At 59.1% G+C, this 23087-nt stretch carries 24 protein-coding genes, 1 tRNA gene and 1 pseudogene; 14 read left to right on the top strand and 12 right to left on the bottom strand.

Annotation, left to right across the window (positions count from 1 at the left end):
* Genes cysW through PMI16_RS18560 form a run of 3 tightly spaced genes read left to right on the top strand, consistent with a single transcriptional unit; the run spans position 1 to position 2939 of the window.
* Positions 1-918, top strand: a complete 918-nt coding sequence (cysW, locus tag PMI16_RS18570) for a sulfate ABC transporter permease subunit CysW (protein ID WP_007882365.1) — start codon at positions 1-3, stop codon at positions 916-918.
* Between the two features lie 3 nt (positions 919-921).
* Positions 922-2007, top strand: a complete 1086-nt coding sequence (locus tag PMI16_RS18565; protein WP_007882364.1) for a sulfate/molybdate ABC transporter ATP-binding protein — start codon at positions 922-924, stop codon at positions 2005-2007.
* Positions 2004-2939, top strand: a complete 936-nt coding sequence (locus PMI16_RS18560) for a CysB family HTH-type transcriptional regulator (RefSeq protein WP_007882362.1) — start codon at positions 2004-2006, stop codon at positions 2937-2939. The genes PMI16_RS18565 and PMI16_RS18560 overlap by 4 nt, the downstream gene beginning before the upstream one ends.
* 64 nt (positions 2940-3003) lie before the next feature.
* Here the strand turns inward: PMI16_RS18560 and PMI16_RS18555 are convergent, their stop codons facing one another.
* Entirely contained in the window at positions 3004-4011 is a 1008-nt protein-coding gene (locus PMI16_RS18555; protein WP_007882360.1) for an SDR family NAD(P)-dependent oxidoreductase, read from the bottom strand.
* A gap of 96 nt (positions 4012-4107) precedes the next feature.
* Between PMI16_RS18555 and PMI16_RS18550 the strand changes: the two genes are divergently transcribed.
* Together PMI16_RS18550 and PMI16_RS18545 are read left to right on the top strand one after the other, a co-directional pair.
* Positions 4108-5028 (top strand): LysR family transcriptional regulator, encoded by a 921-nt coding sequence (locus PMI16_RS18550; RefSeq protein ID WP_007882359.1) that lies wholly within the window; start codon positions 4108-4110, stop codon positions 5026-5028.
* The gene (locus PMI16_RS18545; protein WP_007882358.1) at positions 5025-5678 is read left to right on the top strand and encodes a tRNA-uridine aminocarboxypropyltransferase; all 654 of its coding nucleotides are present in this window, start codon (positions 5025-5027) and stop codon (positions 5676-5678) included. The genes PMI16_RS18550 and PMI16_RS18545 overlap by 4 nt, the downstream gene beginning before the upstream one ends.
* Here PMI16_RS18545 and PMI16_RS18540 read toward each other — a convergent pair.
* Positions 5659-6126, bottom strand: coding sequence for an Lrp/AsnC family transcriptional regulator (locus PMI16_RS18540; protein ID WP_007882349.1), 468 nt, complete (start codon positions 6124-6126; stop codon positions 5659-5661). The genes PMI16_RS18545 and PMI16_RS18540 overlap by 20 nt on opposite strands.
* A 133-nt stretch (positions 6127-6259) precedes the next feature.
* Between PMI16_RS18540 and PMI16_RS18535 the strand changes: the two genes are divergently transcribed.
* The 5 genes from PMI16_RS18535 to PMI16_RS18515 all read left to right on the top strand — a co-directional run bounded on the left by PMI16_RS18535 (position 6260) and on the right by PMI16_RS18515 (position 10825).
* On the top strand, positions 6260-7327 hold the full coding sequence (locus PMI16_RS18535) for an ornithine cyclodeaminase (protein WP_007882346.1): 1068 nt from the start codon (positions 6260-6262) through the stop codon (positions 7325-7327).
* Positions 7328-7367: 40 nt separating this feature from the next.
* A complete protein-coding gene (gene rocF / locus PMI16_RS18530) occupies positions 7368-8276 on the top strand; it encodes an arginase (protein WP_007882344.1) in 909 nt (302 codons plus the stop codon).
* Positions 8277-8488: 212 nt separating this feature from the next.
* Positions 8489-9268, top strand: a complete 780-nt coding sequence (locus tag PMI16_RS18525) for a basic amino acid ABC transporter substrate-binding protein (protein ID WP_007882343.1) — start codon at positions 8489-8491, stop codon at positions 9266-9268.
* Between the two features lie 85 nt (positions 9269-9353).
* On the top strand, positions 9354-10106 hold the full coding sequence (locus tag PMI16_RS18520) for an amino acid ABC transporter permease (protein ID WP_007882342.1): 753 nt from the start codon (positions 9354-9356) through the stop codon (positions 10104-10106).
* Entirely contained in the window at positions 10103-10825 is a 723-nt protein-coding gene (locus PMI16_RS18515; protein ID WP_007882341.1) for an amino acid ABC transporter ATP-binding protein, read from the top strand. The genes PMI16_RS18520 and PMI16_RS18515 overlap by 4 nt, the downstream gene beginning before the upstream one ends.
* A gap of 234 nt (positions 10826-11059) precedes the next feature.
* Here the strand turns inward: PMI16_RS18515 and PMI16_RS18510 are convergent, their stop codons facing one another.
* The 4 genes from PMI16_RS18510 to PMI16_RS18495 all read right to left on the bottom strand — a co-directional run bounded on the left by PMI16_RS18510 (position 11060) and on the right by PMI16_RS18495 (position 14645).
* Positions 11060-12094, bottom strand: coding sequence for a quinone-dependent dihydroorotate dehydrogenase (locus PMI16_RS18510; protein WP_007882336.1), 1035 nt, complete (start codon positions 12092-12094; stop codon positions 11060-11062).
* 88 nt (positions 12095-12182) lie between these two features.
* Positions 12183-12911 carry an arginyltransferase gene (locus PMI16_RS18505; RefSeq protein WP_007882334.1) on the bottom strand — a complete coding sequence of 243 codons (729 nt, stop codon included), beginning with the start codon at positions 12909-12911 and terminating at the stop codon, positions 12183-12185.
* A gap of 155 nt (positions 12912-13066) precedes the next feature.
* Entirely contained in the window at positions 13067-13789 is a 723-nt protein-coding gene (aat, locus tag PMI16_RS18500) for a leucyl/phenylalanyl-tRNA--protein transferase (protein WP_007882332.1), read from the bottom strand.
* Positions 13790-14069: 280 nt separating this feature from the next.
* Positions 14070-14645: an NUDIX hydrolase gene (locus PMI16_RS18495; protein WP_007882331.1), complete on the bottom strand. Its 576-nt coding sequence runs from the start codon at positions 14643-14645 to the stop codon at positions 14070-14072.
* 259 nt (positions 14646-14904) lie between these two features.
* Here PMI16_RS18495 and PMI16_RS18490 point away from each other — a divergent pair.
* Positions 14905-14981 (top strand) — tRNA-Met (locus PMI16_RS18490).
* Positions 14982-15218: 237 nt separating this feature from the next.
* On the opposite strand, the pseudogene PMI16_RS25425 reads toward PMI16_RS18490, so the two are convergent.
* Positions 15219-15541 (bottom strand): annotated as a pseudogene (locus tag PMI16_RS25425) (helix-turn-helix domain-containing protein); the annotation flags it as partial.
* 207 nt (positions 15542-15748) lie between these two features.
* Between PMI16_RS25425 and PMI16_RS26045 the strand changes: the two are divergent.
* Complete coding sequence (locus PMI16_RS26045; protein ID WP_007882330.1) at positions 15749-16393, top strand: hypothetical protein; 645 nt, start codon at positions 15749-15751, stop codon at positions 16391-16393.
* Positions 16394-16644: 251 nt separating this feature from the next.
* Here the strand turns inward: PMI16_RS26045 and PMI16_RS18480 are convergent, their stop codons facing one another.
* Both PMI16_RS18480 and PMI16_RS18475 read right to left on the bottom strand, forming a co-directional pair.
* A complete protein-coding gene (locus PMI16_RS18480) occupies positions 16645-16860 on the bottom strand; it encodes a hypothetical protein (protein ID WP_007882329.1) in 216 nt (71 codons plus the stop codon).
* Between the two features lie 162 nt (positions 16861-17022).
* Positions 17023-17361: a hypothetical protein gene (locus PMI16_RS18475; protein WP_007882328.1), complete on the bottom strand. Its 339-nt coding sequence runs from the start codon at positions 17359-17361 to the stop codon at positions 17023-17025.
* A gap of 158 nt (positions 17362-17519) precedes the next feature.
* Between PMI16_RS18475 and PMI16_RS18470 the strand changes: the two genes are divergently transcribed.
* The gene (locus PMI16_RS18470) at positions 17520-18110 is read left to right on the top strand and encodes a chorismate mutase (RefSeq protein WP_007882327.1); all 591 of its coding nucleotides are present in this window, start codon (positions 17520-17522) and stop codon (positions 18108-18110) included.
* 15 nt (positions 18111-18125) lie between these two features.
* Here the strand turns inward: PMI16_RS18470 and PMI16_RS18465 are convergent, their stop codons facing one another.
* From PMI16_RS18465 to PMI16_RS18450, 3 genes are all read right to left on the bottom strand, one after another.
* Complete coding sequence (locus PMI16_RS18465; RefSeq protein WP_007882326.1) at positions 18126-18821, bottom strand: M15 family metallopeptidase; 696 nt, start codon at positions 18819-18821, stop codon at positions 18126-18128.
* Between the two features lie 851 nt (positions 18822-19672).
* Positions 19673-20473 carry a MetQ/NlpA family ABC transporter substrate-binding protein gene (locus tag PMI16_RS18455; protein ID WP_007882324.1) on the bottom strand — a complete coding sequence of 267 codons (801 nt, stop codon included), beginning with the start codon at positions 20471-20473 and terminating at the stop codon, positions 19673-19675.
* 133 nt (positions 20474-20606) lie between these two features.
* Positions 20607-21404 (bottom strand): phosphodiester glycosidase family protein, encoded by a 798-nt coding sequence (locus PMI16_RS18450; protein WP_157212698.1) that lies wholly within the window; start codon positions 21402-21404, stop codon positions 20607-20609.
* 527 nt (positions 21405-21931) lie between these two features.
* Between PMI16_RS18450 and PMI16_RS18445 the strand changes: the two genes are divergently transcribed.
* On the top strand, positions 21932-23029 hold the full coding sequence (locus PMI16_RS18445; protein ID WP_193365744.1) for a branched-chain amino acid ABC transporter substrate-binding protein: 1098 nt from the start codon (positions 21932-21934) through the stop codon (positions 23027-23029).
* The last annotated feature ends 58 nt before the right edge of the window (positions 23030-23087 follow it).

Genomic DNA, 23087 nt, shown 5'->3' with positions numbered 1-23087 from the left:
ATGAGCGCCGTCATTACTCCAGGCATCGCCACGACGCCCATGCGCGGCGAGCCCGCTTACGTGCCGGCCGCCACGCTGGAACCATTGTGGGTGCGCATCGTGCTGGTGGGGATTGCTTTTGCTTTCCTGACCTTGTTTCTGTTCGTGCCGCTGGTGGCGGTGTTTTATGAAGGCCTGAAAAAAGGCTGGGATGTTTACGTCGATTCCATCATCGAGCCGGACGCCTGGTCGGCCATCAAGCTGACCTTGATGACGGCGGCGATTGCGGTGCCGCTGAATCTGGTGTTCGGCGTCGCCGCAGCGTGGTCGATCGCCAAGTTCGAGTTCCGCGGCAAGAACATCCTGCTGACGCTGATCGACTTGCCGTTCTCGGTGTCGCCGGTGATTTCCGGGCTGATCTATGTGTTGCTGTTCGGCTTGCAAGGCTACTTCGGTCCCTGGCTGCGCGAGCATGACATCAAGATTCTGTTTGCCGTGCCGGGCATCGTGCTGGCGACGGTGTTTGTGACGTTCCCCTTCGTGGCGCGCGAGTTGATTCCGTTGATGCAGTCGCAGGGCAGCGAAGAAGAAGAAGCCGCGTTGGTATTGGGCGCCTCCGGCTGGAAGACCTTCTGGCACGTCACTCTGCCGAACATCAAGTGGGGATTGCTGTATGGCGTGATCCTGTGCAACGCCCGCGCCATGGGCGAGTTCGGTGCGGTGTCGGTGGTATCCGGCCACATCCGCGGCGAGACCAACACGATTCCGCTGCAGGTGGAAATCCTCTACAACGAATTCAATGTCGTCGGCGCGTTTGCGGTGGCGTCCTTGCTGGCTTTCCTGGCGTTGGCGACGCTGGCGATCAAGAGCTTCATCGAATGGCGTCTGCACAAGCAGCTGACCGCACATACGGCATTGGCTGCCGCAGATCAGGAGTAAATCATGAGCATCGAAGTCAAAGACATCAACAAGCGTTTCGGCAATTTCGTCGCGCTCAACAACGTCTCGCTGAATTTCCCCGCAGGCGAACTGACCGCGCTGCTGGGACCATCCGGCTGCGGCAAGACCACGCTGCTGCGCATCATCGCCGGCCTGGAGTCGCCCGATTCCGGCCAGGTGCTGCTCGACGGCGACGATGCATCGGCGCGCCATGTGCGCGAGCGCCAGGTGGGCTTCGTGTTTCAGCATTACGCCTTGTTCAAGCACATGACGGTGTTCGAGAACATCGCCTTCGGCCTGCGCGTCAAGCCGCGTAGTCAACGCCCGTCGGAAGCGCAGATCCGCGAAAAGGTCACGAGCCTGCTGGAGCTGGTGCAACTGGATTGGCTGGCCGATCGCTATCCGCCGCAGCTGTCCGGCGGCCAGCGTCAGCGCATCGCCCTGGCGCGCGCATTGGCGGTGGAGCCGCGCGTGCTGCTGCTGGATGAGCCATTCGGTGCGCTTGACGCCAAGGTGCGCAAGGAATTGCGCCGCTGGTTGCGCCGTCTGCACGACGAGTTGCATGTCACCAGCATTTTCGTCACCCACGATCAGGAAGAAGCATTGGAAGTCGCCGACCAGATCGTGCTCATGAACAAGGGCAACGTCGAACAGATCGGCTCGCCCGGCGAGGTCTACAACCATCCGGCGTCGCCGTTCGTCTACGGCTTCCTCGGCAACGTCAACCTGTTCCACGGCCGCGTGCATGAAGGCGTGCTGGAAGCCGGCGGCGTCACCTTCGATGCGCCCGACCATGCACAGGCGCAGGACGAAAGGGGCATCGGCTATGTCCGTCCGCACGACCTCGAAGTGGATCGCTACTCGCCCGGAGCGGAAGGCATCGTGGCCCAGCTCAGGCGCTCGCACGCGATCGGCCCGCTGGCGCAACTGGAGCTGGAACGTGACGACAATTCGGAACTGATCGAAGCCGTCATTTCCAATGAGCGCTTTGCACAATTGAATCTGAAAGACGGCGAAACGCTGGTGGTGCGTCCGCGCCGCCTCCACGTGTTCGTCGACAATGCCGCGCAGAATAAGGATGCACGATGAATTTCCAGCAATTACGCTCCATCCGCGAAGCCGCGCGTTGCGGCTTCAACCTGACCGAAGTCGCCAACGTGCTGTTCACCTCGCAACCCGGCGTGAGCCGCCAGATCCGCGAACTGGAAGAAGAACTCGGCGTCGAGATTTTCGAGCGCAACGGCAAGCGCCTGATCGGCCTGACCGAACCTGGCAAGGGCATCCTGCACATCATCGAGCGCCTGCTGCTGGAAGCGGAAAACCTGCGCCAGGCCAGCCAGGAATACGCCGGCGAGCAAAGCGGCACGCTGACCATCGCGACCACGCACACGCAAGCGCGCTATGTGCTGCCGCGCGTGGTGCAGGCTTTCCGCGCGGCGTTCCCGCAGGTGCGCATTGCGCTTCAGCAAAGCGCGCCGGAACACATCGCCGAGTGGGTGATGTCGGGCAAGGCCGACGTCGGCATCGCGACCGAAGGCCTGAGCCAGTTCAAGGATCTGGTCTCTTTTCCTTGTTATACCTGGAACCACGTCATCGTCGTGCCGCAAGGACATCCGCTGCTGTCGCTCAGGCACCCGATCACGCTGGAAGAGTTGGCCGCACATTCGCTGATTACCTATGACGTCGGCTTCACCGGCCGCGGTCACATCGACGACGCCTTCCGCACTGCGGGCATCGAAAAGGATATCGTGCTGACGGCCATGGATTCGGACGTGATTCAGCAATACGTTGCGCTCGGCCTGGGCGTCGGCATCGTGGCGTCGATGGCGATCGAGCAGGGCAAGCACCATGGCCTGGAAGCGATCGAGGCATCGCATCTGTTCGCGCAGAACATCACGCGTCTGGCGGTGCGTCGCGGCGCCTATCTGCGGGCTTATACCTATGACTTCATTTTGCAATTTGCGCCGGAACTCAAACGCGCCGACATCGTTGCCGCATTGAACGAGCCGACCGCGCATTGACGCCGGGTTAACGCTGTTCTGCTCAATCCGAACCGCCTTCATTTGAAGGCGGTTTTTTGTTTGCTCAGGCCATCGTCGTGTCGCGCAGCTTGGGCGTCGGCAGGCAAGCGAGGCCTTCAAGCGTCGTGCGCACCGCTTCGTCCAGCGGCGTGTGCGGCTCGTTGCCCAATACTTCCAGCAGGCGCGTATTTTCCATGCGCACCGGTTGTTGCCACAGGTAGCGCATCTCCTGCATTTCCTTGAACAACGGCACGAACGGCGCGGCCGGCGCCAGCAGCCACCATGGAAAACTGCGCATCGGCAGCGCCGTGTTGCCGACGGCGCGCCGGATGGCGTTGACCATTTGCATGCCGTCGGCATCCCAATGGCCGAGCATGTGAAAACGGGCGAACGGCGCCAGCGCTTCTTCGCGTTCCGTCAGTTGCATCATGGTCTCCGCCAGGTCGGGCAGGTAAGTCCATTGATGACCCAGTCCGGGCTTGCCGGGATTGGTGATCGCCGTCGGCATCTTGCCCGGCTTGATCATTCCTTGCGAGAACCAGTTATTGCCGGCTTGCGGACCGAAGAAGTCGCCCGCACGCACGATCAGGCTGCGCACGCCATCTGCCGAGGCTGCCTGCAGGCGCCGTTCCATCTCGACGCGAATCGCGCCTTTGCGCGTGACGGGGCGTTGCGGCGACTCTTCGTCCGGATGCGGCAGGGCGTCAGGTCCATAGTTGTAGATGGTGCCGGGCAGCAGGATACGCGCACCGAAATCCTGGGCGGCGGCGATGCTGTTGTCGATCATCGGCAATATCAGCTCGGCCCAGCGTTGATAGCCAGGCGGATTGACCGCGTGGACGATCAGGTCGACGCCGCGCGCTGCGGCAACCACGTCGGCGCGTTGCATGGCGTCGCCCTGTATCCAGTTGAATCTGTCCCTGCCGGGACGGGCCGCCATGTTGCCGGCATTGCGATGCAGCGCGCGCACCGTCCAGCCGCGCGCCTGCAGCTTGCGCGCCATTTCGCCGCCGATGCCGCCGGTGGCGCCTAGCACCAGTGCGGTCTTTGTCGTAGTCAATGCATTGTCCATGATTCGCTCCGTGATTGAGATCCAGTACAGCCAGTGTCGGATAAATCGTGGTTAAATGGAATTATTGAAAATAGGTGAGGTGCTATACTTATTTGTATGACTAAACAAGCTGCCGATCCCGGCTGGGAGCTTTACCGTTCCTTTCTCGCGGTACTCAACGAGGGTTCGCTCTCGGCGGCGGCGCGTTCGCTCGGACTGACGCAGCCGACCATCGGCCGCCACGTCGACGCGCTCGAGCAGGCGGTTGGTTTTGCCTTGTTTACGCGTTCGCAACACGGCTTCATGCCGACCGAAGCGGCGCTGAGCTTGCAGCCTTACGCAGAAAGCCTGGCCTCGACCACGGCGGCTTTGATGCGCGCCGCCTCGGCGCATGGCGGCAAGGATGCATCGGCGAGAGGAATCGTGCGCGGCACCGTGCGCATTACCGCCAGTGAAGTGGTGGGAGCGGAAATCCTGCCGTCGATTCTGGTCAGGCTGAAGCGGGCGCATCCCGAACTGGTCGTCGAGCTGGCCTTGTCGAATCGTGTCGAAGACTTGCTGCGGCGCGAAGCCGACATCGCCGTGCGCATGTTGCGGCCGACGCAGGAAGTGCTGGTGACGCGCCGTGCCGGTGTGATTGAACTTGGTTTTCACGCGCACAAGGATTACCTCGCGCAACGCGGCACGCCGAAAAACATGGATCAGCTGATGGAGCACACGCTGGTCGGTTTCGACAAGGAAACCGCCTTCATCCGCAATGCCGCCAAGGACGTGGCCATCATGCGGCGCAGCCATTTTTCCTTGCGTACCGACAGCGACCTGGCGCAACTGGCAATGATACGGGCGGGCTACGGCATCGGCATATGCCAGGCGCCGCTGGCCAGACGCCATGCCGATCTGGTGCGCCTGTTCCCGAAACAGTTTTCGATGAAGCTGGAGACATGGGTGACGATGCATGAGGACTTGCGCAACAGCGCGCGCGTGAGCGCGACCTTCGACGCGCTGGTCGAGGGCTTGCAGGAATACATCGCCTCATGAACCTTGCCGTGCATCCAAAACGGCCGACTTGTGCGCGCTGCCTGCGCGCGCAGAGCAGTTGCATTTGCGGCTGGATCACGGTGCTGGCGCCGGCGGCGCAGGTGCTGATTCTGCAGCATCCACTGGAAATCCATCAGGCCAAGGGCAGCGGGCGTTTGCTGCATCTGAGCCTTGAAGACAGCGTGCTGGTGCATGGCGAGCAGTTTGAGGAAGAGGCACTGCGCCGTTTGCTGCATGCCGATGCGGCAGGCAAACCGATACGGCCGGTGCTGCTGTATCCGCTGTTGTATCCTGATACGCCGGGTGGATCGCCTGCGCAAGCCTTGCCGGATTTATCCGTGCCGGCGCGCCTGCGGCTGGTGATCCTCGATGCAACCTGGCGCAAGAGTCGCAAGATGCTGTACCTGAATCCCTTGCTGCAACAGTTGCCGCGCCTGCCGCTGGTCGATCCGCCGGCTTCGCAATACCGCATCCGCAAGGCGCATCGCGACGATCAGCTGTCGACGCTGGAAGCCGCCTGTCATGCGCTGGCGCAACTGGAGGCCGACGAAAGCAAGTACCTGCCGCTGCTGCAGGCTTTCGACGGCTTTGTGGCGCAGCAGAGCGCTTATCTCCCCGATCCTTCCGGGCTCAGCGATCCTCCAGCGTGATCGGCAGGCCCGACTGCGGTTTGACTTCTTCCAGGCAAATCATCGAGCGCAGGCCGGCCACGCCGGGCACCTGCATCAGGCGGTCGGTCAGAAAGTGCGACAGGCTCTTGAGGTCGTGCGACACTACCTTGAGCAGATAGTCGAAATCGCCGGAAATCGTATAGCACTCGATGATCTCGGGAAATGCCCGGATCACGCTTTCCACCTCGCGCACCTGCTTGAACTGGGCGCGATCGAGCGACAGCGCCACGAAAGCCGTCACATCCAGTCCGACTGCAGAGGGCGCGACCAGCGCCGCATACCGGCGGATGACGCCTTGTTCTTCCAGCACGCGCACGCGGCGCAGGCATTGCGGCGGCGACAAATGGATGTTTTCCGAGATGTCGACATTGCTCATGCGGCCGTCGTTTTGCAGCAATTCGAGGATCTTGACGTCGAGTTTGTCCATGGGTTTTCCTTGTAAAGAAATAAAGCTGCATAACTATCTCTTTATTTATAGGATAAAGAAAGCAAATTTCCAATGTTCATCTGTAAAATTTCTTTCATTGAAACAACAGCGGCGAGCAGTAACGCCGATCATCATGGTCAAGTACATCGGAACCCGGGAATTGCAGTCTTTCGTGGCCACTCACTCGGTGGAACGCGTCATCGACGCGCTGACGGGCTATATCAAAGCAGACTACTTGCGCTGGCAACAGTTCGACAAAACCGCGCGCATGGCGAGTCATTCCACGGTCGGCGTGATCGAGTTGATGCCGATTTCGGACGGAAGGCTGTATTCGTTCAAATATGTCAACGGCCATCCCAAGAACACTGCACACGGTTTGCTGACGGTGACCGCATTCGGCGTGCTGGCCGACGTGGACAGCGGTTATCCGCGCCTGTTGAGCGAGCTGACGCTGACCACCGCCTTGCGCACGGCGGCGACTTCCGTACTGGCGGCGAAGTACATGGCGCGGCGCAACAGTCGCGTGATGGCGCTGATCGGCAACGGTGCGCAGAGCGAGTTCCAGGCCATCGCCTTTCATTGCCTCCTGGGGATTGAAGAGCTGCGCGTATTCGACGTCGATGCCGCCGCGACCGACAAGTTGTGCCGCAATCTCGCCGCTTATCCGGCCTTGCGCATCGTGCGCGCCGACAGTGCGGTCGAGGCAGTGCGCGGCGCCGACATCGTCACGACCGTGACCGCGGACAAGCGCAACGCAGTCATCGTGACGCCGGACATGATCGAAGCCGGCATGCATCTCAACGCCGTGGGCGGCGACTGCCCCGGCAAGACCGAGTTGCATCGCGAGGTCTTGGACAAGGCGCGCGTGATCGTGGAATTCGAGCCGCAATCGCGCATCGAGGGCGAACTGCAGCAGATGCCGGCCGACTTTGCCGTGACCGAGCTGTGGCAGGTGTTGTCGGGCGCCGCGGCAGGGCGCGGCAGCGATGCCGAGGTGACGGTGTTCGACTCGGTCGGTTTCGCGCTGGAGGATTTTTCCGCCTTGCGCTATCTGGACGAACAAGTGGGCGACGATGACGCCCAATCCATCGATCTGGTGCCGGAACTGGCCGATCCCAAGAATTTGTACGGCGTTGTGCTTGGCGGCAAGCCGGCTGTGCCGGCCCCATTGCAGAAGGTCGGCGCATTGCTGCATGCCTGAGCTGCGATAGTTTTTACCTGCTTCATTTTAAGGAACCTACATGAAACAACTCAGACTGATTGGCGCACCTACCGATATCGGCGCCGGTCGTCGTGGCGCATCGATGGGGCCAGAAGCCCTGCGCGTGGCCAATCTTCAGCAGGCTTTGCAACAGCATGGCCTCGATGTGACGGACGGCGGCGACGTGAGCGGACCGCCCAATCCGCAGCAGGGGCCTGTCGACGGCTTTCGCCATCTCGAACAGGTCGCGGCCTGGAATCGCAGCGTGCACGAAGCCGTGCATGCCACGCTGCAGCAGGGACAACTGCCGGTGCTGCTGGGCGGCGATCATGCGCTGGCCATCGGATCGATTGCGGCGGTGGCGCAATATTGCCGCGAGCAGGGCAAGAAGCTGCTGGTGCTGTGGCTGGACGCGCATGCCGACGCCAATACCAATACCTCGACGCCGACCGGCAACATCCACGGCATGCCGGTGACCTGCCTGCTGGGCATCGGTCCGGATCAACTGACGAGCATCGGCGGCAAGGTGCCGGCGCTGTTGCCGGACGCGATCCGTCAGATCGGCATCCGCAGCGTCGATCGGGAAGAAAAGCAGCACTTGCACGAGCTCGGCCTGCGCGTCTATGACATGCGCCATATCGACGAGCACGGCATGCGAGTGACGATGGAGCAGGCGCTGGCCGGCATCGATGCCGACACCCATCTGCACGTGAGTTTCGACATCGACTTCCTCGATCCGGCGGTGGCGCCGGGGGTGGGAACGGCGGTGCCGGGCGGCCCGACTTACCGCGAGACGCAGCTTTGCATGGAAATGATTGCCGATACAGGTCGTCTCGCATCGCTGGATGTGATGGAGCTCAATCCCGCGTGCGACGTGCGCAACCAGACGGCAGAGCTGGTTGTCGAGCTGGTGGAAAGTTTGTTTGGCAAATCGACGCTTATTCGATAAAAAAGCGACAAATTGTCAGTTGACGGATCGAAGCATACGCCGGATCATGTCGGGTTTCGCGCGCGCGGCATGACCTCCGGAGATTGGCGTAAATGCGAGCCGATGCCGGCCGGCAAGTCAGCGCAGCAAAGAATTCTTTTTACCAGTGCCATTGGCCTGGCATGTTTCATCAACAAAAAGCTTCACTACAGCCTCACCTCAGGGAGAAAACAATGTCGTTCAAGAAATTTGTCGTGCTCGCCAGCAGCGTTCTCGCGCTGACACTGTCCGCCACCGCATCCCAGGCAGCCGACCAGACTTACGTCGTCGGCGCCGGCGGCACCTACCGCCCATTTGAATTCGAAACGCCGAAGAAGGAACTGGTCGGTTTCGACATCGACATCATCAAGGCCATCGCCAAGGCTTCCGGCTTCCAGATCAAACTGGTCAGCACGCCATGGGAAGGCATCTTCGCCACCTTGGGCCAGGGCGACCGCGACATCATCGTCTCCGGCATCACCATCACCGAAAAGCGCGCCCAGATGGTCGACTTTTCGCTGCCTTACTTCCCGGCTGAGCAAGTCATCATCACCGATTCCGGCTCCAAAGTGACTGCACTGGCAGACCTGAAGAAGCTGCAAGTCGGCGTGGTCAACTCGACCGCAGGCGACATCGTCCTGTCCGAAGAAGTCGGCAAGTCCAGCACCGCGATCCACCGTTTCGACAACACCCCGCTGATGCTGGAAGAACTGTATCGCGGCGGCGTCGATGCCGCGATCGGCGACGTCGGCGTGATCAAGTTCTACATCAAGAGCCATCCTGAAAAGCAATTCAAGGTGGTCAGCGACGCCAAGTTCACCCGTCAATACTTCGGTATCGCCGTGAAAAAGGGCAACAAGGAACTGCAGGACAAGATCAACGCCGGCCTGAAGAAGATCGTCGCCGACGGTACTTACGCCAAGATCTACAAGGAATGGTTCGACGCCAACGTGCCGACATTGCCGCTGCAATAATCTGACAATCCGCACTTAAGTACGTTTTCTCCATGCCCACGCTCTGTTTACAGGTCGTGGGCAGATTTTTACCCGGATTGCATTCATGAATTCTTTCTTTCAATGGGAAATCATCGGCGAGTACCTGCCCCTGTTTGTCGAGGGCACGTGGATGACCATCAAGGCCGCGATCATCTGCGTGATCGCCGGCACCTGCTGGGGCCTGGTGCTGGGTGTCGGCCGCCTGGCCGAAGCGCGCCATGGTTTCTGGAAATATTTCCTGCGTTACGCGGTGCAATGGCCGATACGCTTTTACGTCAGTTTCCTGCGCGGCACGCCGCTGTTCGTGCAGATCCTGCTGATCCACTTTGCGCTCATGCCGATGCTGATCAACCCGAGCGGCGGTCTGATCCTGAGCGGCGACATCGCGCGTGAAATCCGTTCGCAATACGGCGCCTTCGCCTCGGCGGTGCTGGCCATCACCCTGAACTCGGGCGCCTATGTGTCGGAGATTTTCCGGGCCGGGATCCAGTCGATCGACCGCGGCCAGAGCGAAGCGTCGCGCTCGCTCGGCATGACCTACATGCAGACCTTGCGCAAGGTAGTGTTGCCGCAGGCGTTCCGTCGCATGCTGCCGCCGCTGGGTAACAACGCGATCGCCATCGTCAAGGATTCGTCGCTGGCGTCGGCCATCGGTCTGGCGGAACTGGCGTATGCCGCACGCACGGTCTCCGGCGCGTATGCGCGTTACTGGGAGCCGTACCTGACCATTTCGCTGATTTACTGGGGTATTACCTTGCTGCTGTCGGCATTTGTCCGCCACCTCGAAACACGCTACGGCAAAGGAGATGCACGATGATCAGCGTCAGGCAATTGCAAAAGCAGTACGGCCAGGCGCATATCCTGCGCGGCATCGACTGCGAGATCAAAGAGAGCGAAGTGGTGTGCGTGATCGGCCCTTCGGGTTCAGGCAAGAGCACCTTCCTGCGTTGCCTCAATGGCCTGGAAGAAGCGAGCGACGGCGAGATCTTCATCGACGGCGTCAAGGTCAACGATCCCAAGGTCGACCTGAACACGCTGCGTGCCAGTCTGGGCATGGTGTTCCAGCGCTTCAACCTGTTTCCGCACATGTCGGTGCTGGAAAACCTGATCATGGCGCCGATGCAGGTGAAGAAGCTGTCGCGACGCGAAGCGGTGCTGGTGGCGGAAAAACTGCTGCAAAAGGTCGGCTTGCTGGACAAGATCGACGCCTTCCCGAACCAGCTCTCCGGCGGCCAGCAGCAGCGTGTGGCGATTGCCCGCGCGCTGGCGATGGAGCCGAAGGTCATGCTGTTCGACGAACCGACTTCCGCGCTTGATCCCGAACTGGTCGGCGAAGTGCTGACGGTGATGAAGACCCTGGCCGAAGAAGGCATGACCATGGTGGTCGTCACGCACGAGATGGGTTTTGCGCGTGAAGTGTCGGATCGCGTGCTGTTCATCGACCAGGGCGTGATCATGGAAGAAGGTCCGCCGCAGCAAGTGTTGGGTGAGCCGAAGAATGAACGCACCCGGGATTTCCTGCGCAAGGTGTTGTAATACCAATCTCATGCGCCGTCGTCCTGACGAAAGTCAGGACCCGGCGTCGTTGAAGTTTGTTGGTGCATGAAGCTTTTGCCAGCGCTGTAACGACACTGGGTCCCAGCGTTCGCTGGGACGACGGATTAAATTGTTGAGGTCGCTGCAATTCCACGTGTATTTCACATGCAATAAAAAACCGCCATTGCACGCAAATGCAATGGCGGTTTTTTTACGCCGGTCGCGTCGTTCTGTTCAGCGCAATGCGTCCGCGCATTCCTTGACCAGCGCCGGGCCACGATAGATCAGGCCGGAATACAACTGCACCAGCGAGGCGCCGGCCTGCATCTTGGCCTGGGCGTTGCTGCCGCTGAGGATGCCGCCCACGCCGATGATCGGCAGTGCATCGCCCAGCTCGGCCTTGAGGCCGCGCACCACCTGATTCGACAATTCAAATACCGGCGCGCCCGACAGGCCGCCGGCTTCTTCGCCGTGCTGCAAGCCCTTGACGGCGTCGCGCGTGATCGTGGTGTTGGTGGCGATGACGCCGTCGAGCTTGTGGCGCAGCAGCGCGTCGGCGATGTTCTTGATTTGTTCGCTGTCGATGTCCGGTGCGATTTTCAATGCTACCGGCACATAACGCTTGTGCCGGTCGGCCAGGCGCAGTTGCGCTTCCTTCAGTTGCGACAGCAGGGCGTCCAATTCCGAGGCGCCTTGCAACTGGCGCAGATTCTTGGTGTTGGGCGACGAGATGTTGACGGTCACATAGCTGGCGTAGGGATAGACCTTTTCCAGGCAGTGCAGGTAGTCGTCGGCGGCGCGTTCGATCGGGGTGTCGGCGTTCTTGCCGATGTTCAGGCCGAGGACGCCTTGTTTGCCCTGATAGAAGCGCGAGCCTTGCACGTTGGCGACGAAAGCGTCGACGCCGCCGTTGTTGAAGCCCATGCGGTTGATGATGGCATGTGCGGCCGGCAGGCGGAACATGCGCGGCTTGGGATTGCCCGGCTGTGCGCGCGGCGTGACCGTGCCGATTTCAATCGAACCGAAACCGAGCGCCGCCAGGCCGTCGATGCAGGAACCGTCCTTGTCCAGGCCGGCGGCCAGGCCGACCGGATTGGGGAAGGTGATGCCCATCACGGTGCGCGGATCGGGGGCAGGCTTGCCGATGAAACCGGTCAGGCCGAGCGCGGCGGCGCGGCGCAGGGCGGGCAAGGTCAGATGGTGGGCGGATTCTGCGTCGAGGGAGAACAGCAGGGGACGGGCGAGGGCGTAGAGGAATTTGTCGGACACGATGAGTCGGCTGGAGGAAAAAGTGCCGCTATTCTAACGTGTCCGGAGCGTTTTCCCGTCGAAAAGACAGGCGGGGCTAATCGCGCAATTAATCGAGCAACTCGGTCCAGTTGCCGTTCTGCAATGCTTCCAGGGGCCTGAAGTTGGTCTTGTAGGCCATCTTGGCGCTTTCCTTGATCCAATAGCCCAGATAGACGTAGGGAATATCCAGTTGACGGGCTTGTTCGATCTGCCACAGGATGTTGTAAGTGCCGTAGGACGAGCCTTCGACGTCCGGATCGTAGAAGGTATAGACCGACGACAGGCCGTCATCGAGCACGTCGATGATGCTGACCATGCGCAGCGTGCCGCCGGGCTCGCGGAACTCCACCAGGCGCGTGTTGACCTTGCTTTGCAGCAGGAATTGCGCGTACTGGTCGCGGCTGTCCTGGTCCATGCCGCCGCCGGCATGGCGCACGGACTGATAGCGCAGGTAGAGCTCGTAGTGTTCGTAGGCGTAGGTCAGGTTGGTGACCAGCGTCACCAGTTGTTGATTTTTGCTCCAGGCGCGGCGCTGGCTGCGGTTGGGTTCGAATTCCGCGGTCTTGATGCGCACCGGCGTGCAGGCGTGGCAACCGTCGCAATAGGGGCGGTAGGTGAAGATTCCGCTGCGGCGGAAGCCGGTCTTGACCAGTTCGGAATAAACGTCGGCGTTGATCAGATGCGAAGGCGTGGCGACTTGCGAGCGGGCTTGCTGGTTATCGAGGTAGCTGCATGGGTAGGGAGCCGTCGCATAAAACTGCAACGTGGAAAACGGCAGGTCTTTAAGGTGCGTCATGTGCGTCCTGTGGTGTCCTGGGGTGCTGTCACTTGCTTCAATTCGCTGTGCTCGCCGCAACGGTGCCGGTGTAACAAATTGGTCACGATTACCGTTAATTTACACTACTTTCCAGAACCGGTAACAGCGCTCCCGCGTGGTTTTTTACGCAACATTCATGGCTTGGCGAACAGGTCCAGAGGGTGCCAGAACGTGATCTGCGGGGCGTCGATGGCCTGCTCCAAATGCTTGAGGAATTCCTTGCGCGGAATCGGCGCCGCGCCCAATGACGCCAGGTGCGGGGTTTCCTGCTGGCAGTCGATCATCTGCACGCCATGCTGGCGCAGGAAGTGCACCAGATACGCCAGGGCCACCTTGGACGCATCGGACACGCGCGCAAACATCGATTCGCCGTAGAACATCTGGCCGATGGATACGCCATAAGCGCCGCCCACCAGCTTGCCGTCCAGCCAGACCTCGGACGAATGCGCATAGCCGGCGCGATGCAGTCCGCAATAACCGTCGACGATATCCTTCGAAATCCAGGTGCCGGCGTCATCCTTGCGCGGTGCCGCGCAGGCGCGCATGACTTCGCGGAACGCCGAGTCGAAGCGGACTTCCCAGCGGGCGTCGGTATGCCGGCTGCGTTCGATCTTGCGCAGGGTCTTTTTGAGGCTGTCGGAAATGATGAAGCGGTCGGTGTGCAGCACCATGCGCGGATCGGTGCTCCACCACAGGATGGGCTGGCCTTCGGAGAACCAGGGAAAGATGCCGTGACGATAGGCGTTGAGCAGGCGTTGCGGCGACAGGTCGGCGCCGGCGGCCAGCAAGCCGGCCGGCTCGGTCAGCGCCTTGGAGACATCCGGGAAGGGCGAGTCGACATCCAGCCAGGAAATCATGGGTGGTTCCCTAGAGCGTGTTATGTGCTATTTCAGCCCCCGCGCAGCCCCGGGAACGGACTGAATGCAAGGCGAGACGACGCGTCGTAGCGGTGCTACGGCAAGGAGGAATAACACCGCAGACAGTTCGTTCCCGGGGTTGCCCGACGGGTTCGGATAAAAAGGGCGCATTGCGGCGTTGCGACGCTTGCACAGGGGGCCACCCTGTGCGGCGCGGCGCGCCTTGCACTGCATCCCTTTTTATCCGAACGCGGGGGCTGAAATAGCACATAACACGCTCTCAGTCAGGTTGCATCATGCGTTTGCGGATATCGTCGGTATGCAGGCCAAAGCCGCCGTCGCCGGTCCTGACCTTGGCCAGGTCGGAGAAGTAGGCGCGCAGCGTGTATTCGACGGTAGGGAAGGCGATGTCCGGCCAGGGGATTTCTTCTTCCCTGAACAAGGCGACTTCCAGGCTTTCGGTGCCGGCGGCGTAATCGAGGTCGAGCAGTTCGGCCAGGTAAAAGAGATGCACCTGATGCACATGCGGCACATTGATGAGCGAGAACAGCGGGCCGAGCTCGATGCGCGCGCCGGCTTCTTCTTCTGTCTCGCGCGCGGCGGCGTCGGTGGTGGTTTCGCCGTTTTCCATGAAGCCTGCCGGCAGCGTCCAGTAACCGTGGCGCGGTTCGATGGCGCGACGGCACAGCAGCACGCGCAATTCGCCGTCGTGTTTCCAGACCGGGATGGAGCCGACCACCATCTTCGGATTTTGATAATGAATGGCGCCGCAATTGCCGCATACGAAGCGCGGACGATTGTCATCGGGAGGAATCTGCAGCGATACCGGATGAGCGCATTCAGAACAGAATTTCATAAAAGACGGTCGACGTATTTTTGTAGGAATATCCGACGGCGATCAGGCGCCACCGGGTGAGGGATGATTCATGGCAAAGTGCGGATAGAAGTGTATCACTGTCGTTCAGAGGGAAACTCTTTTATCGACAGCGTCGGTCGGCAGGGAGTTGCGACCGGCGTCAGAGGCAAGGGTCTTCGGCCAAAAGCCGGAATAGGAAAGAATTCGAGTAATGCGTTTGCATAGTTTGTGGATATGTCGTATAATCTTTTTCTTCAGACGCGGGGTGGAGCAGTCTGGCAGCTCGTCGGGCTCATAACCCGAAGGTCGTAGGTTCAAATCCTGCCCCCGCAACCAAATTGTCTAAAACCGTTGATCGCTTATGGCTTTCAGCGGTTTTTTGCATTTCGGGTGGTGTGCCACTAAGTGAGCCACCTTTAATGCCTCAGATCAAAGCCCCAAGGTTGTATTTCAACCGTTGCGGAGTGTTTTCCTTCGCTTAAAAACCAAAGAAAAAGACCAAAAGCTCAGTCTCGGCACGAAATGCCCCCGTCACTGTTGATTTGCTCGCAGAATTGATTCTCTCCAATTGATCCAGCGTCTGGCGAAGGCTGCTGCCCGATCGTACGGCCCCTCATATCCGAGTGCACGCAGCTCCAAATGGAGCTGTTTTACGTACGTCGTTGCTTACGTGATTGGGCCGCTTCTGTCTTTAACCAGGCCGAGAGTTTAAGCGTGTACTTGTCCAGAGAGCTCCGGGGACGCCTGCCTGCATAGGCTGGCTCAATGGTTTTCGCGCGAATGTACCGTCTGACGGTGTTGCGTGAGATGCCTAAACGCCTGGCGATCTCTCGCAATGGGACTTGGTCACGAAAGTGCCAGCGTCGAATAATGCCTAGTAATGCCACGTCGATCACTCCGATCTCCTGCTTATGGTCATAAGCAGAATTGTGTTCTAACGTGGGAGGACGGCTAGATGATTATCAGTTTTCGAGGCATGTATGGACCCGACACCTTTTGCTTTGTGGATGTTGTCACAAACAGCTTCCAATCATTTAATATCAAGGGCTGGGAATCTAAGCCTGCTTCCAGGCATACCGGTTTGACCCTGCAAGGATCTTGCAATGAACATGAAGCGTTGTCATTTTTTTACGCATCGCCAAGCCTTCCTATCTCTCGCTGCCCTCGTGTTAACAAGCCATGGTGTCGCTTTTGCCGCTGATGAGAATGCTTGGGATGCGGCTTATGACGCTCAAGTCAAGACGCGCTATATCCCTGTCGAGCTGTGGACTGGCGGCAAATGGGATGGTACCCGGGAATTGAAAATGCTCCCGGCTGATCTCTATTTCGGTGGGCATAAACACATCATCGGTCCTATCCCTTTTACCCGTCCCAATACCAGTGATTCCATTCTGGTTTACAAAAGAGAAAATGGCGGCAAAAGCCAGCTTTTTACCTTGAGCTCGCGGGGCGACGGTCTGGGACGGGTTTTCGACAGTCGCTATGAACGCGATTGCAATGACGAGGTAAAGATGCCGCTGGGCCTCTGGCATGAAGATGAAACTCGCGTGTTCAGGGTCGAGTGCAATCAAGGCGCACTGGTGCGGAAAATTGAAGTCACCATTGAAAAGCTTGATTTTGAATATGGCGGCATCCCCCACTCGCTTCGCTTTCACTGGGTGGTCAATGAGGGCAGGGAAAGAGGAACGGACATGCATTACATTTATAGCCCAGGCCGCGGGTTGGTCAATGTATCCGGTAATGAATAGTCGCGCCTTCCCGCACGAATAAACTTGTGCTGAATCAACAGGATATTTGTTGAAAACTGCTGTTAGCTCCCGGCTCTCAGCTTTTTTTGCATTTTGAGGCGTATTTATTGCGGCTTGCCTGTTGGGTATTTCTGCGCCGATATTCTTCGGCGTCATTTCGATCTCTTGCACCGCCTCCATGCAGCGGCCATAAAAAAAGCCACGCAAACGTGGCTTTTTTATTTTGCGGCAAGAACAACCGGGATGTCGTCTCAGCCGTTGACTCTGGTGCCGTCGGCGTTTTGGGCAACGGCAGTCGCGGAGCTCGAATTGTTTTGCTTGGTTGCCGTGTTGGTATCGGTCTTGATGTCGCCGCTAGTACCGGCCATCACCTTGGCGAAATCGACGGAGGATGGTTTGCGTTTGGCGGTTTGTTGCGCGTGCACAGCTGTCGCTGCGTTGGAAGAAGAAACGGTATTGATCGTCATGGTGTACCCCTCTGATGGAAAAGAATTCTGTAGTCGATCCAGCGAGGCCAGTATAGGTGAGGAAGACGCCTCGTCTCATGACGTGCGGAATAACTTACCTAGCTTTACGCTTGTGGAGGAGCGGGGGATTTTTCTTAACAATCGCCGTGAGGGCGGGACTGCTCAGTCGGAGCGGACAAGAGGATCGTCAGGGGCATCGCCAGCCATGTCGTGCATCGTCTGCATTTCCACATAGGCGGCCTGTGCCGCCCGGCGATATGCGGGGGATTCGCGGCGTCGCTGTTCTGCGGCGAGCTCCAGCATCTCCAGGTAAGCGCGCCGTGCTTCCTTGCGATAGACAGGCGTGTGCAGCGTGTCTTTTTGCGCAGGCGCCGCAACGATTTCAGGTTCGGCGCAGGCGTGTGGTTTTGCATGCGCACTGCCGCTTGGGCGGGGACGCGTCAACCACGCCACCAACACCGGAAGCAGCATGATGGGCCAGATAAGGAAGACGATTTGCATGAGGGCATCGCGGACGGAATGGGATGCTTTGCATTGTGCGGATCTGCGGTCCGGCAAAATATAGGAAAACTCTCAAAGCACGCAGCCGTTGCATGATATGTCTGTGAGAAACTACACGGCCGGGCAATTTCGCAAGACTGAACAGAGGAAACATCGGGATGACATTGTCAAGAAAAAACACCTTGCTGGCCTGGCTGTGGAAGGCTGTAGCGGTATCGATGCTGTTGGCTGCATGCCAGTCGTTGCCGACGAATCTGCCTGTTGTGGAGCAGCACAAGATCGACCGCCTGCTGATCCTGATTGACCAGCGGCTGAACGTCGCCGTGATGGTGGCGCAGGCAAAATGGAACTCCGGCGCACCCATCAACGACCCCGTGCGCGAACGAAAAATCCTGGAGGATTTGAGCGCCTCGCTGACAGGCGCAAGCGAGGACGAGAAGGTCTTCATGCGGAGTTTTTTTCAGGCGCAATTCGATGCGGGCAAGTTCATCCAGCTGGACTTGCACGCGCAATGGCGCAAGGAAAATCATGCACGCTTCGCGGCTCCGCCCGATCTGGCGCGCGATATCCGGCCCGAGCTGGACCGGTTGACGCCGCTGCTGATCGAAGCGCTCAACCAGGCGTTGCCGCTGTTGAAGCAGGCGTCGGCGCGGCAATATTTGCAGCAACGCAGCGAAGTGCTGGTGCGCGGCGACGCGGAAGGTTCGGCGCGTCGCGAAGCGGTGCGCGTTCTGCTTGAGGTACGCTGAACGCGCCGTACCCGCTCAGCGCTTGCTTTTGCCGGCGCACGCCTTGCGCCGCGCTGAGGGATTGGCGATCGCGGCGTCGGACAGGCAGGCGACGTAGGTAGCGGCGTAAGACGCGAACTCCCGGCGCGCTTCGTTCAGCGGCAGGCCCAGCAACTGCGCGATGAAGTCCCGGCTGCCGATTTCAAAATGCTGATAGTCGATCGGCTGCTTCCAGTTGCCGCCCCAGATCATGAATCCATGCCGGAAGAAAATATCCTGCACGTCCTCGTCGACCATGCCGGGACGTAGCGGTATGCGTGACTGATATTGCCCGCGCGCGGCCGGGGGGAGCACGATGATCTGCTTGCCGGCGTCTTTGCCGATGTAAGGATTCTGCAGCGGATTGATGTCGATGGCGACGCCGTAGGCATGCTTGGACCACGCGCCGCCGCCGGTCATCGGACGGCCGTTGAAGGCGGAGGTATTGTTGTCCCGCATCGACGCTTCGTCGTCGCCGAGATAGGCGTCCAGCGGCGCCGCCTTGTGCAGCGGGAACCGGCGTTGCAGCAGCGCATCGAAAATGCCTTGCACCTGCGGCGCGACGACATCCAGCACGACAACGTTGCCATCGTCATGCAGGCGTCCTTCAAAATCGCGATAGCGGAACGAGACTTGCGCCAGGCGTTCGCATTTGACGGGATTTTCCGCACTCAGCACCTTGTTCTTTTGCATCGCAGCGCATTGTTCGCTTGTCAATGGCGTGACGTCTGCGCGCACTGTGGACGGCAGTGTTAAAGAAGCAATGCAAAAAGCCGTGATCGATATCAGAGATGAAGGTTTATTCGGCATGCGCGGGCGAAGAAGGAATTGTCGGAATGGATTGTCGCGAAAACTTACGCGAAGAATGGTCATTCTCCTACAAGATGCGGCCTGCCGGGAGGGAACAATTGAGCCTGATCGCATCTAAATTTCTGCATGTACTTATTTGTGTTCAATAACTTCTTGGAGGAACTATGTTAGTACGCCACGCAGTGTTAGCTTCTGTCATGTTCACCGCCTTGCTGGCGGGGTGCAACAAACGCAATGAGGCACCGGGCACGCCGGCCGCGAGCGATTCGTCCAGCGCCGCGCCCGCACCGGCCACCCCGACTCCGCCAGCCATAACGCCGCCACCGGCGCCGGCAGGCGACGCCAAGCCGGCAGATGCAGCGCCACCGGCAACACCGCCGGCCGACAACACAAGCAATACGGACAAGAAGCCTTGATGAGGTACAGATTTTGAAGCTTTGAATTAAGCAGATGTCGGCGCGCCCATGCAGGAAAAATTCTGCATGGGCGTTTTAGCGTTTGCGATCAAATGACGTAAATTTCGGAAGTGTTTCGAAGAAGTGCGAACTTTGTGATGGCGAGTGAATCCTAAAAGTGGTTGAACTGTTCCTTCAACCTCCCTCTTGAAAGGGAATTTGGCCCGCAGTCCATTGCTGCGGGTCTTTTTTCTTCCGGCTGCTTCTGACATAACGCGATCGTCATCGCAATGATGGCGTGCTTGGATTGTCTTGTTTTTGCTGGCCAGGCGATGCCGCTCAGAATGCCGGCACCAGCGATCCCTTGAATTCGGCTTCGATGAATCTGCGAACCTCATCGGACTGGTACGCCTTGACCAGTTTCTTCGCCCACGGCTTGTCCTTGTCTTCCACGCGCGTGACGATCAGATTGGCGTAACGGCCCTTGGCGTCTTCGACGGCGATGGTGTCGCGTTGCAGGGACAGGCCTGCCTTGAACGCGTAGTCGTTATTGATCGATGCGGCCGCGAGGTCGTCGAGCGAGCGCGGCAGTTGCGCGGCATCCAGTTCCACCAGTTTCAGTTTCTTCGGATTCTCGATCACGTCCAGCGGCGTGGCGTTGACGCCATTTTCGCCGACACCGGCTTTGAGTTTGATCAGGCCGGCTTTTTGCAATAACAACAGCGCGCGGTTGCCGTTGGACGGATCGTTCTGTATTCCGATGCTGGCGCCTTGCGGCAACTGATCGACAGTTTTGTACTTCTTTGAATAGATGCCCAGCGGCGCGGTGATCGTCAGACCGACCGGCGTCAGCTTGTAACCGCGCGTCTTGATCTGGCTGTCGAGAAACGGTTTGTGCTGAAATGCATTGGCGTCGAGGTCGCCTGCCGCCAGGGCTTCGTTCGGCTGCAGGTAGTCGCTGAAGGTAATGATCTGGATATCGAGGCCGTCGCGCGCGGCGACGCGTTTGACGACTTCAAACGTCTGTTCGGAATTGCCGACCGAGACGCCGACCTTGATCTTTGTCTTGTCCTGCGCCGAAACGGCATTGGCGCCGAGCGCCAGGACGGCGAACAGTATGGAAATCGACCAGCTGCGCATTTTTTCTCCCGGTATCGTGTGCGAAGGTGAGCCCGAAGGTGATCCATCGAAGGCAAGGCAGGATGGTCACATATCGCTCATACCCGCGAAACGAATGATTTCGCATGTCGATATGCACAATGCGAACGCGTCGCTATTTTTGAGGGATGACTTTTTCCACGCCGATGATGGCGCCGAAGGCCGGGCCGATATCCGCTTCCAGCGAGGGATAGATGCGCGAGACGTTGCCGTCCAGGTAGAGTGCATCGACGCAATGCAGTTTGTCGCGCAGGAATCGGGCGAAATCGTGGAAGGTGATGGGATTTCTCGCCATGGCCAGCACGATCTTCTGCGACGGGTCGATGCAGACGGCATTGCGCACGAACAGATTGATCGAGGCCGGATCGAAGGCGGCATTGATTTCGCCGTTGCGCAACATGATCGGTCCCGATTGCGTGGCGTAGAGCGCTGTCGACAGCCAGCGCGGACGGTCGCTGTCGACGCTGGCGGTGTCGACGATGCGCGCCTGTTTTTCTTCCACGATAAAGACGCCGTTCGGCTGCAGGTAAAAATTGCCGTAGGCGTTCTGGCGCGTGTTGAGTTTGCGCAGCGTGACGCCGTTTTCTATATACAGGCCGAGCGGGCGATGGTCCTTGTCGTAGATGCCGGCATTGGTGGCGCACAGCAGATCCTTGCCCTGAGGCCGCAGCCAGGCGCGCAAGTTGGCAAAGGTGCCGAAGAGATTGCCCGCCGGGTCCTTCCAGTACATGCGCAAGGCGTCTTGCTGCAGATCGATGTGGCAAGCGCTGATGCTGACTTGCTCGTAATGGTATTGCCGCAATTCCGCCGCATCGGCGGTCGTTGCCTGAGCGGTGCATAGCGCCAGAGCGGTCGTCATTGCGGGAAGGAACGATACCGCAGCGTTGGCGATCTGGCGAAAGGGGAAGAACATGCAGGAATGGATAAGGGCGGCGGCGGGTTGGAAAACATGTCCCGGAGGAGCATGGCTTACTTCATTCGCGACTTCATTGATGAATCCGTATTGTGACTTCTGCCGACATATTTCGCTACCGATAACGAGGCAGCGTTTCCAATCGCGGCTTCGCTGCATGGTAGCGGCCTGCGCCCGCTGTGCAGCATTGAAAGGCCGTTTCCAGGCCTGTCGGGTGCAGCGCAACAAGCGCATATTTAGAAATATCGATTAAAAATTTTCGTTTTTTGAATGAAAAATGTGCGAAATATTCTCGATATGCGCAAAAATAGCAAATAGTGAGTCCTTCGTATAAAAAAAGCTGTGATATATGACGAAAATGTTACACTCCTGCCCCATAGCGCCAGCATCGGTAAAGATGATGCGCTTTGTTCATATAAACGTCCGCTCAACGTTGTTGCCGGCCAATGCCTGCAACGAATAAATATATTGGAGGAAATTCAATGAAATCCGTATTCCCTTTGAACCGCCGCCTGACAAAAATCGCCATGGCCGCCGGCCTCGTCGCATCCGCAGTGTCATTCGCCGGTGCAGCCCAGGCTGAAACCGTGAAAATCGCGATCGCCGGCCCGATGACCGGCGCCGTGGCCCAGTACGGCGACATGGTCAAAGCCGGTGCATTGACCGCCATCGAACAAATCAACGCGGCCGGCGGCGCCGGCGGCAACAAGTTTGAAGCGGTCCTGATGGACGACGCCTGCGAGCCGAAGCAAGCCGTGGCCGTCGCCAACAAGATCGTCAGCCAGGGCATCAAGTTCGTGATCGGTCACGTCTGCTCGGGTTCGACCATTCCTGCATCCGACATCTATGAAAACGAAGGCGTCGTGATGATCACGCCGTCGGCGACCGCGCCTCAGCTGACCGAAGCCAAGCCGCACAAATACATCTTCCGCACCATCGGCCGCGACGACCAGCAAGGTCCTGCCGCCGCCAAATACGTGGTCGAGAAGCTCAAGCCGAAGAAAGCCGCCGTCCTGCACGACAAGCAATCGTATGGCCAGGGCGTGGCGACTTCGGTCAAGGCCGGCCTGGAAGCGGCAAAGATTCCGGTCGTCGTGTTTGAAGGCGTGAACGCCGGCGACAGCGACTACTCCGCCGTCATCACCAAGCTGAAATCGCAAGGCGTGGACTTCGTCTACTTCGGCGGTTACCACCCTGAAATGGGCCTGATCATGCGCCAGGCGCGTGAACAAGGCGTCAAGGCCGTGTTCATGGGCCCTGAAGGCGTCGGCAACAAGGACATCACGGCCATCGCCGGTCCTGCTTCCGAAGGCATGCTGGTGACGCTGCCGGCCGACTTCGCCGCCGATCCTGCCAATGCCGCGCTGGTCAAGGCTTTCGCCGCACAGAAGCGCGATCCTAACGGTCCGTTCCAGATGCCGGCCTACTCGGGCGTGAAGGTGATTGCCGATGCGATCACCGCCACCAAGTCGACTGATCCGACCAAGGTTGCCGCGTACATCCACGCCAATTCCTTCAAGACGCCGATCGGCACCGTGGAATACGACAAGAAGGGCGACCTGAAGTCGTTCAAGTTCGTTGTCTTCACATGGCACAAAGACGCAACGAAGACTGAAGCCAAGTAATTTCAGGTTGTTTTTAACGGCTTGCAGTAGTCGTCCATATTGACGTCAAACATGCAAA

Source organism: Herbaspirillum sp. CF444, assembly GCF_000282135.1.
Lineage (GTDB): Bacteria > Pseudomonadota > Gammaproteobacteria > Burkholderiales > Burkholderiaceae_D > Herbaspirillum.
This window is presented reverse-complemented; position numbering and strand designations above follow the sequence as displayed.

What these genes read in the sequence shown, in the direction of transcription:
- cysW (WP_007882365.1), top strand. Translation starts at nt 1, where the DNA reads ATGAGCGCCGTCATTACTCCAGGCATCGCCACGACGCCCATGCGCGGC.
- PMI16_RS18565 (WP_007882364.1), top strand. Translation starts at nt 922, where the DNA reads ATGAGCATCGAAGTCAAAGACATCAACAAGCGTTTCGGCAATTTCGTC.
- PMI16_RS18560 (WP_007882362.1), top strand. Translation starts at nt 2,004, where the DNA reads ATGAATTTCCAGCAATTACGCTCCATCCGCGAAGCCGCGCGTTGCGGC.
- PMI16_RS18555 (WP_007882360.1), bottom strand. Translation starts at nt 4,011, where the DNA reads ATGGACAATGCATTGACTACGACAAAGACCGCACTGGTGCTAGGCGCC.
- PMI16_RS18550 (WP_007882359.1), top strand. Translation starts at nt 4,108, where the DNA reads ATGACTAAACAAGCTGCCGATCCCGGCTGGGAGCTTTACCGTTCCTTT.
- PMI16_RS18545 (WP_007882358.1), top strand. Translation starts at nt 5,025, where the DNA reads ATGAACCTTGCCGTGCATCCAAAACGGCCGACTTGTGCGCGCTGCCTG.
- PMI16_RS18540 (WP_007882349.1), bottom strand. Translation starts at nt 6,126, where the DNA reads ATGGACAAACTCGACGTCAAGATCCTCGAATTGCTGCAAAACGACGGC.
- PMI16_RS18535 (WP_007882346.1), top strand. Translation starts at nt 6,260, where the DNA reads ATGGTCAAGTACATCGGAACCCGGGAATTGCAGTCTTTCGTGGCCACT.
- rocF (WP_007882344.1), top strand. Translation starts at nt 7,368, where the DNA reads ATGAAACAACTCAGACTGATTGGCGCACCTACCGATATCGGCGCCGGT.
- PMI16_RS18525 (WP_007882343.1), top strand. Translation starts at nt 8,489, where the DNA reads ATGTCGTTCAAGAAATTTGTCGTGCTCGCCAGCAGCGTTCTCGCGCTG.
- PMI16_RS18520 (WP_007882342.1), top strand. Translation starts at nt 9,354, where the DNA reads ATGAATTCTTTCTTTCAATGGGAAATCATCGGCGAGTACCTGCCCCTG.
- PMI16_RS18515 (WP_007882341.1), top strand. Translation starts at nt 10,103, where the DNA reads ATGATCAGCGTCAGGCAATTGCAAAAGCAGTACGGCCAGGCGCATATC.
- PMI16_RS18505 (WP_007882334.1), bottom strand. Translation starts at nt 12,911, where the DNA reads ATGACGCACCTTAAAGACCTGCCGTTTTCCACGTTGCAGTTTTATGCG.
- aat (WP_007882332.1), bottom strand. Translation starts at nt 13,789, where the DNA reads ATGATTTCCTGGCTGGATGTCGACTCGCCCTTCCCGGATGTCTCCAAG.
- PMI16_RS18495 (WP_007882331.1), bottom strand. Translation starts at nt 14,645, where the DNA reads ATGAAATTCTGTTCTGAATGCGCTCATCCGGTATCGCTGCAGATTCCT.
- PMI16_RS26045 (WP_007882330.1), top strand. Translation starts at nt 15,749, where the DNA reads ATGAACATGAAGCGTTGTCATTTTTTTACGCATCGCCAAGCCTTCCTA.
- PMI16_RS18480 (WP_007882329.1), bottom strand. Translation starts at nt 16,860, where the DNA reads ATGACGATCAATACCGTTTCTTCTTCCAACGCAGCGACAGCTGTGCAC.
- PMI16_RS18475 (WP_007882328.1), bottom strand. Translation starts at nt 17,361, where the DNA reads ATGCAAATCGTCTTCCTTATCTGGCCCATCATGCTGCTTCCGGTGTTG.
- PMI16_RS18470 (WP_007882327.1), top strand. Translation starts at nt 17,520, where the DNA reads ATGACATTGTCAAGAAAAAACACCTTGCTGGCCTGGCTGTGGAAGGCT.
- PMI16_RS18465 (WP_007882326.1), bottom strand. Translation starts at nt 18,821, where the DNA reads ATGCAAAAGAACAAGGTGCTGAGTGCGGAAAATCCCGTCAAATGCGAA.
- PMI16_RS18455 (WP_007882324.1), bottom strand. Translation starts at nt 20,473, where the DNA reads ATGCGCAGCTGGTCGATTTCCATACTGTTCGCCGTCCTGGCGCTCGGC.
- PMI16_RS18450 (WP_157212698.1), bottom strand. Translation starts at nt 21,404, where the DNA reads ATGTTCTTCCCCTTTCGCCAGATCGCCAACGCTGCGGTATCGTTCCTT.
- PMI16_RS18445 (WP_193365744.1), top strand. Translation starts at nt 21,932, where the DNA reads ATGGCCGCCGGCCTCGTCGCATCCGCAGTGTCATTCGCCGGTGCAGCC.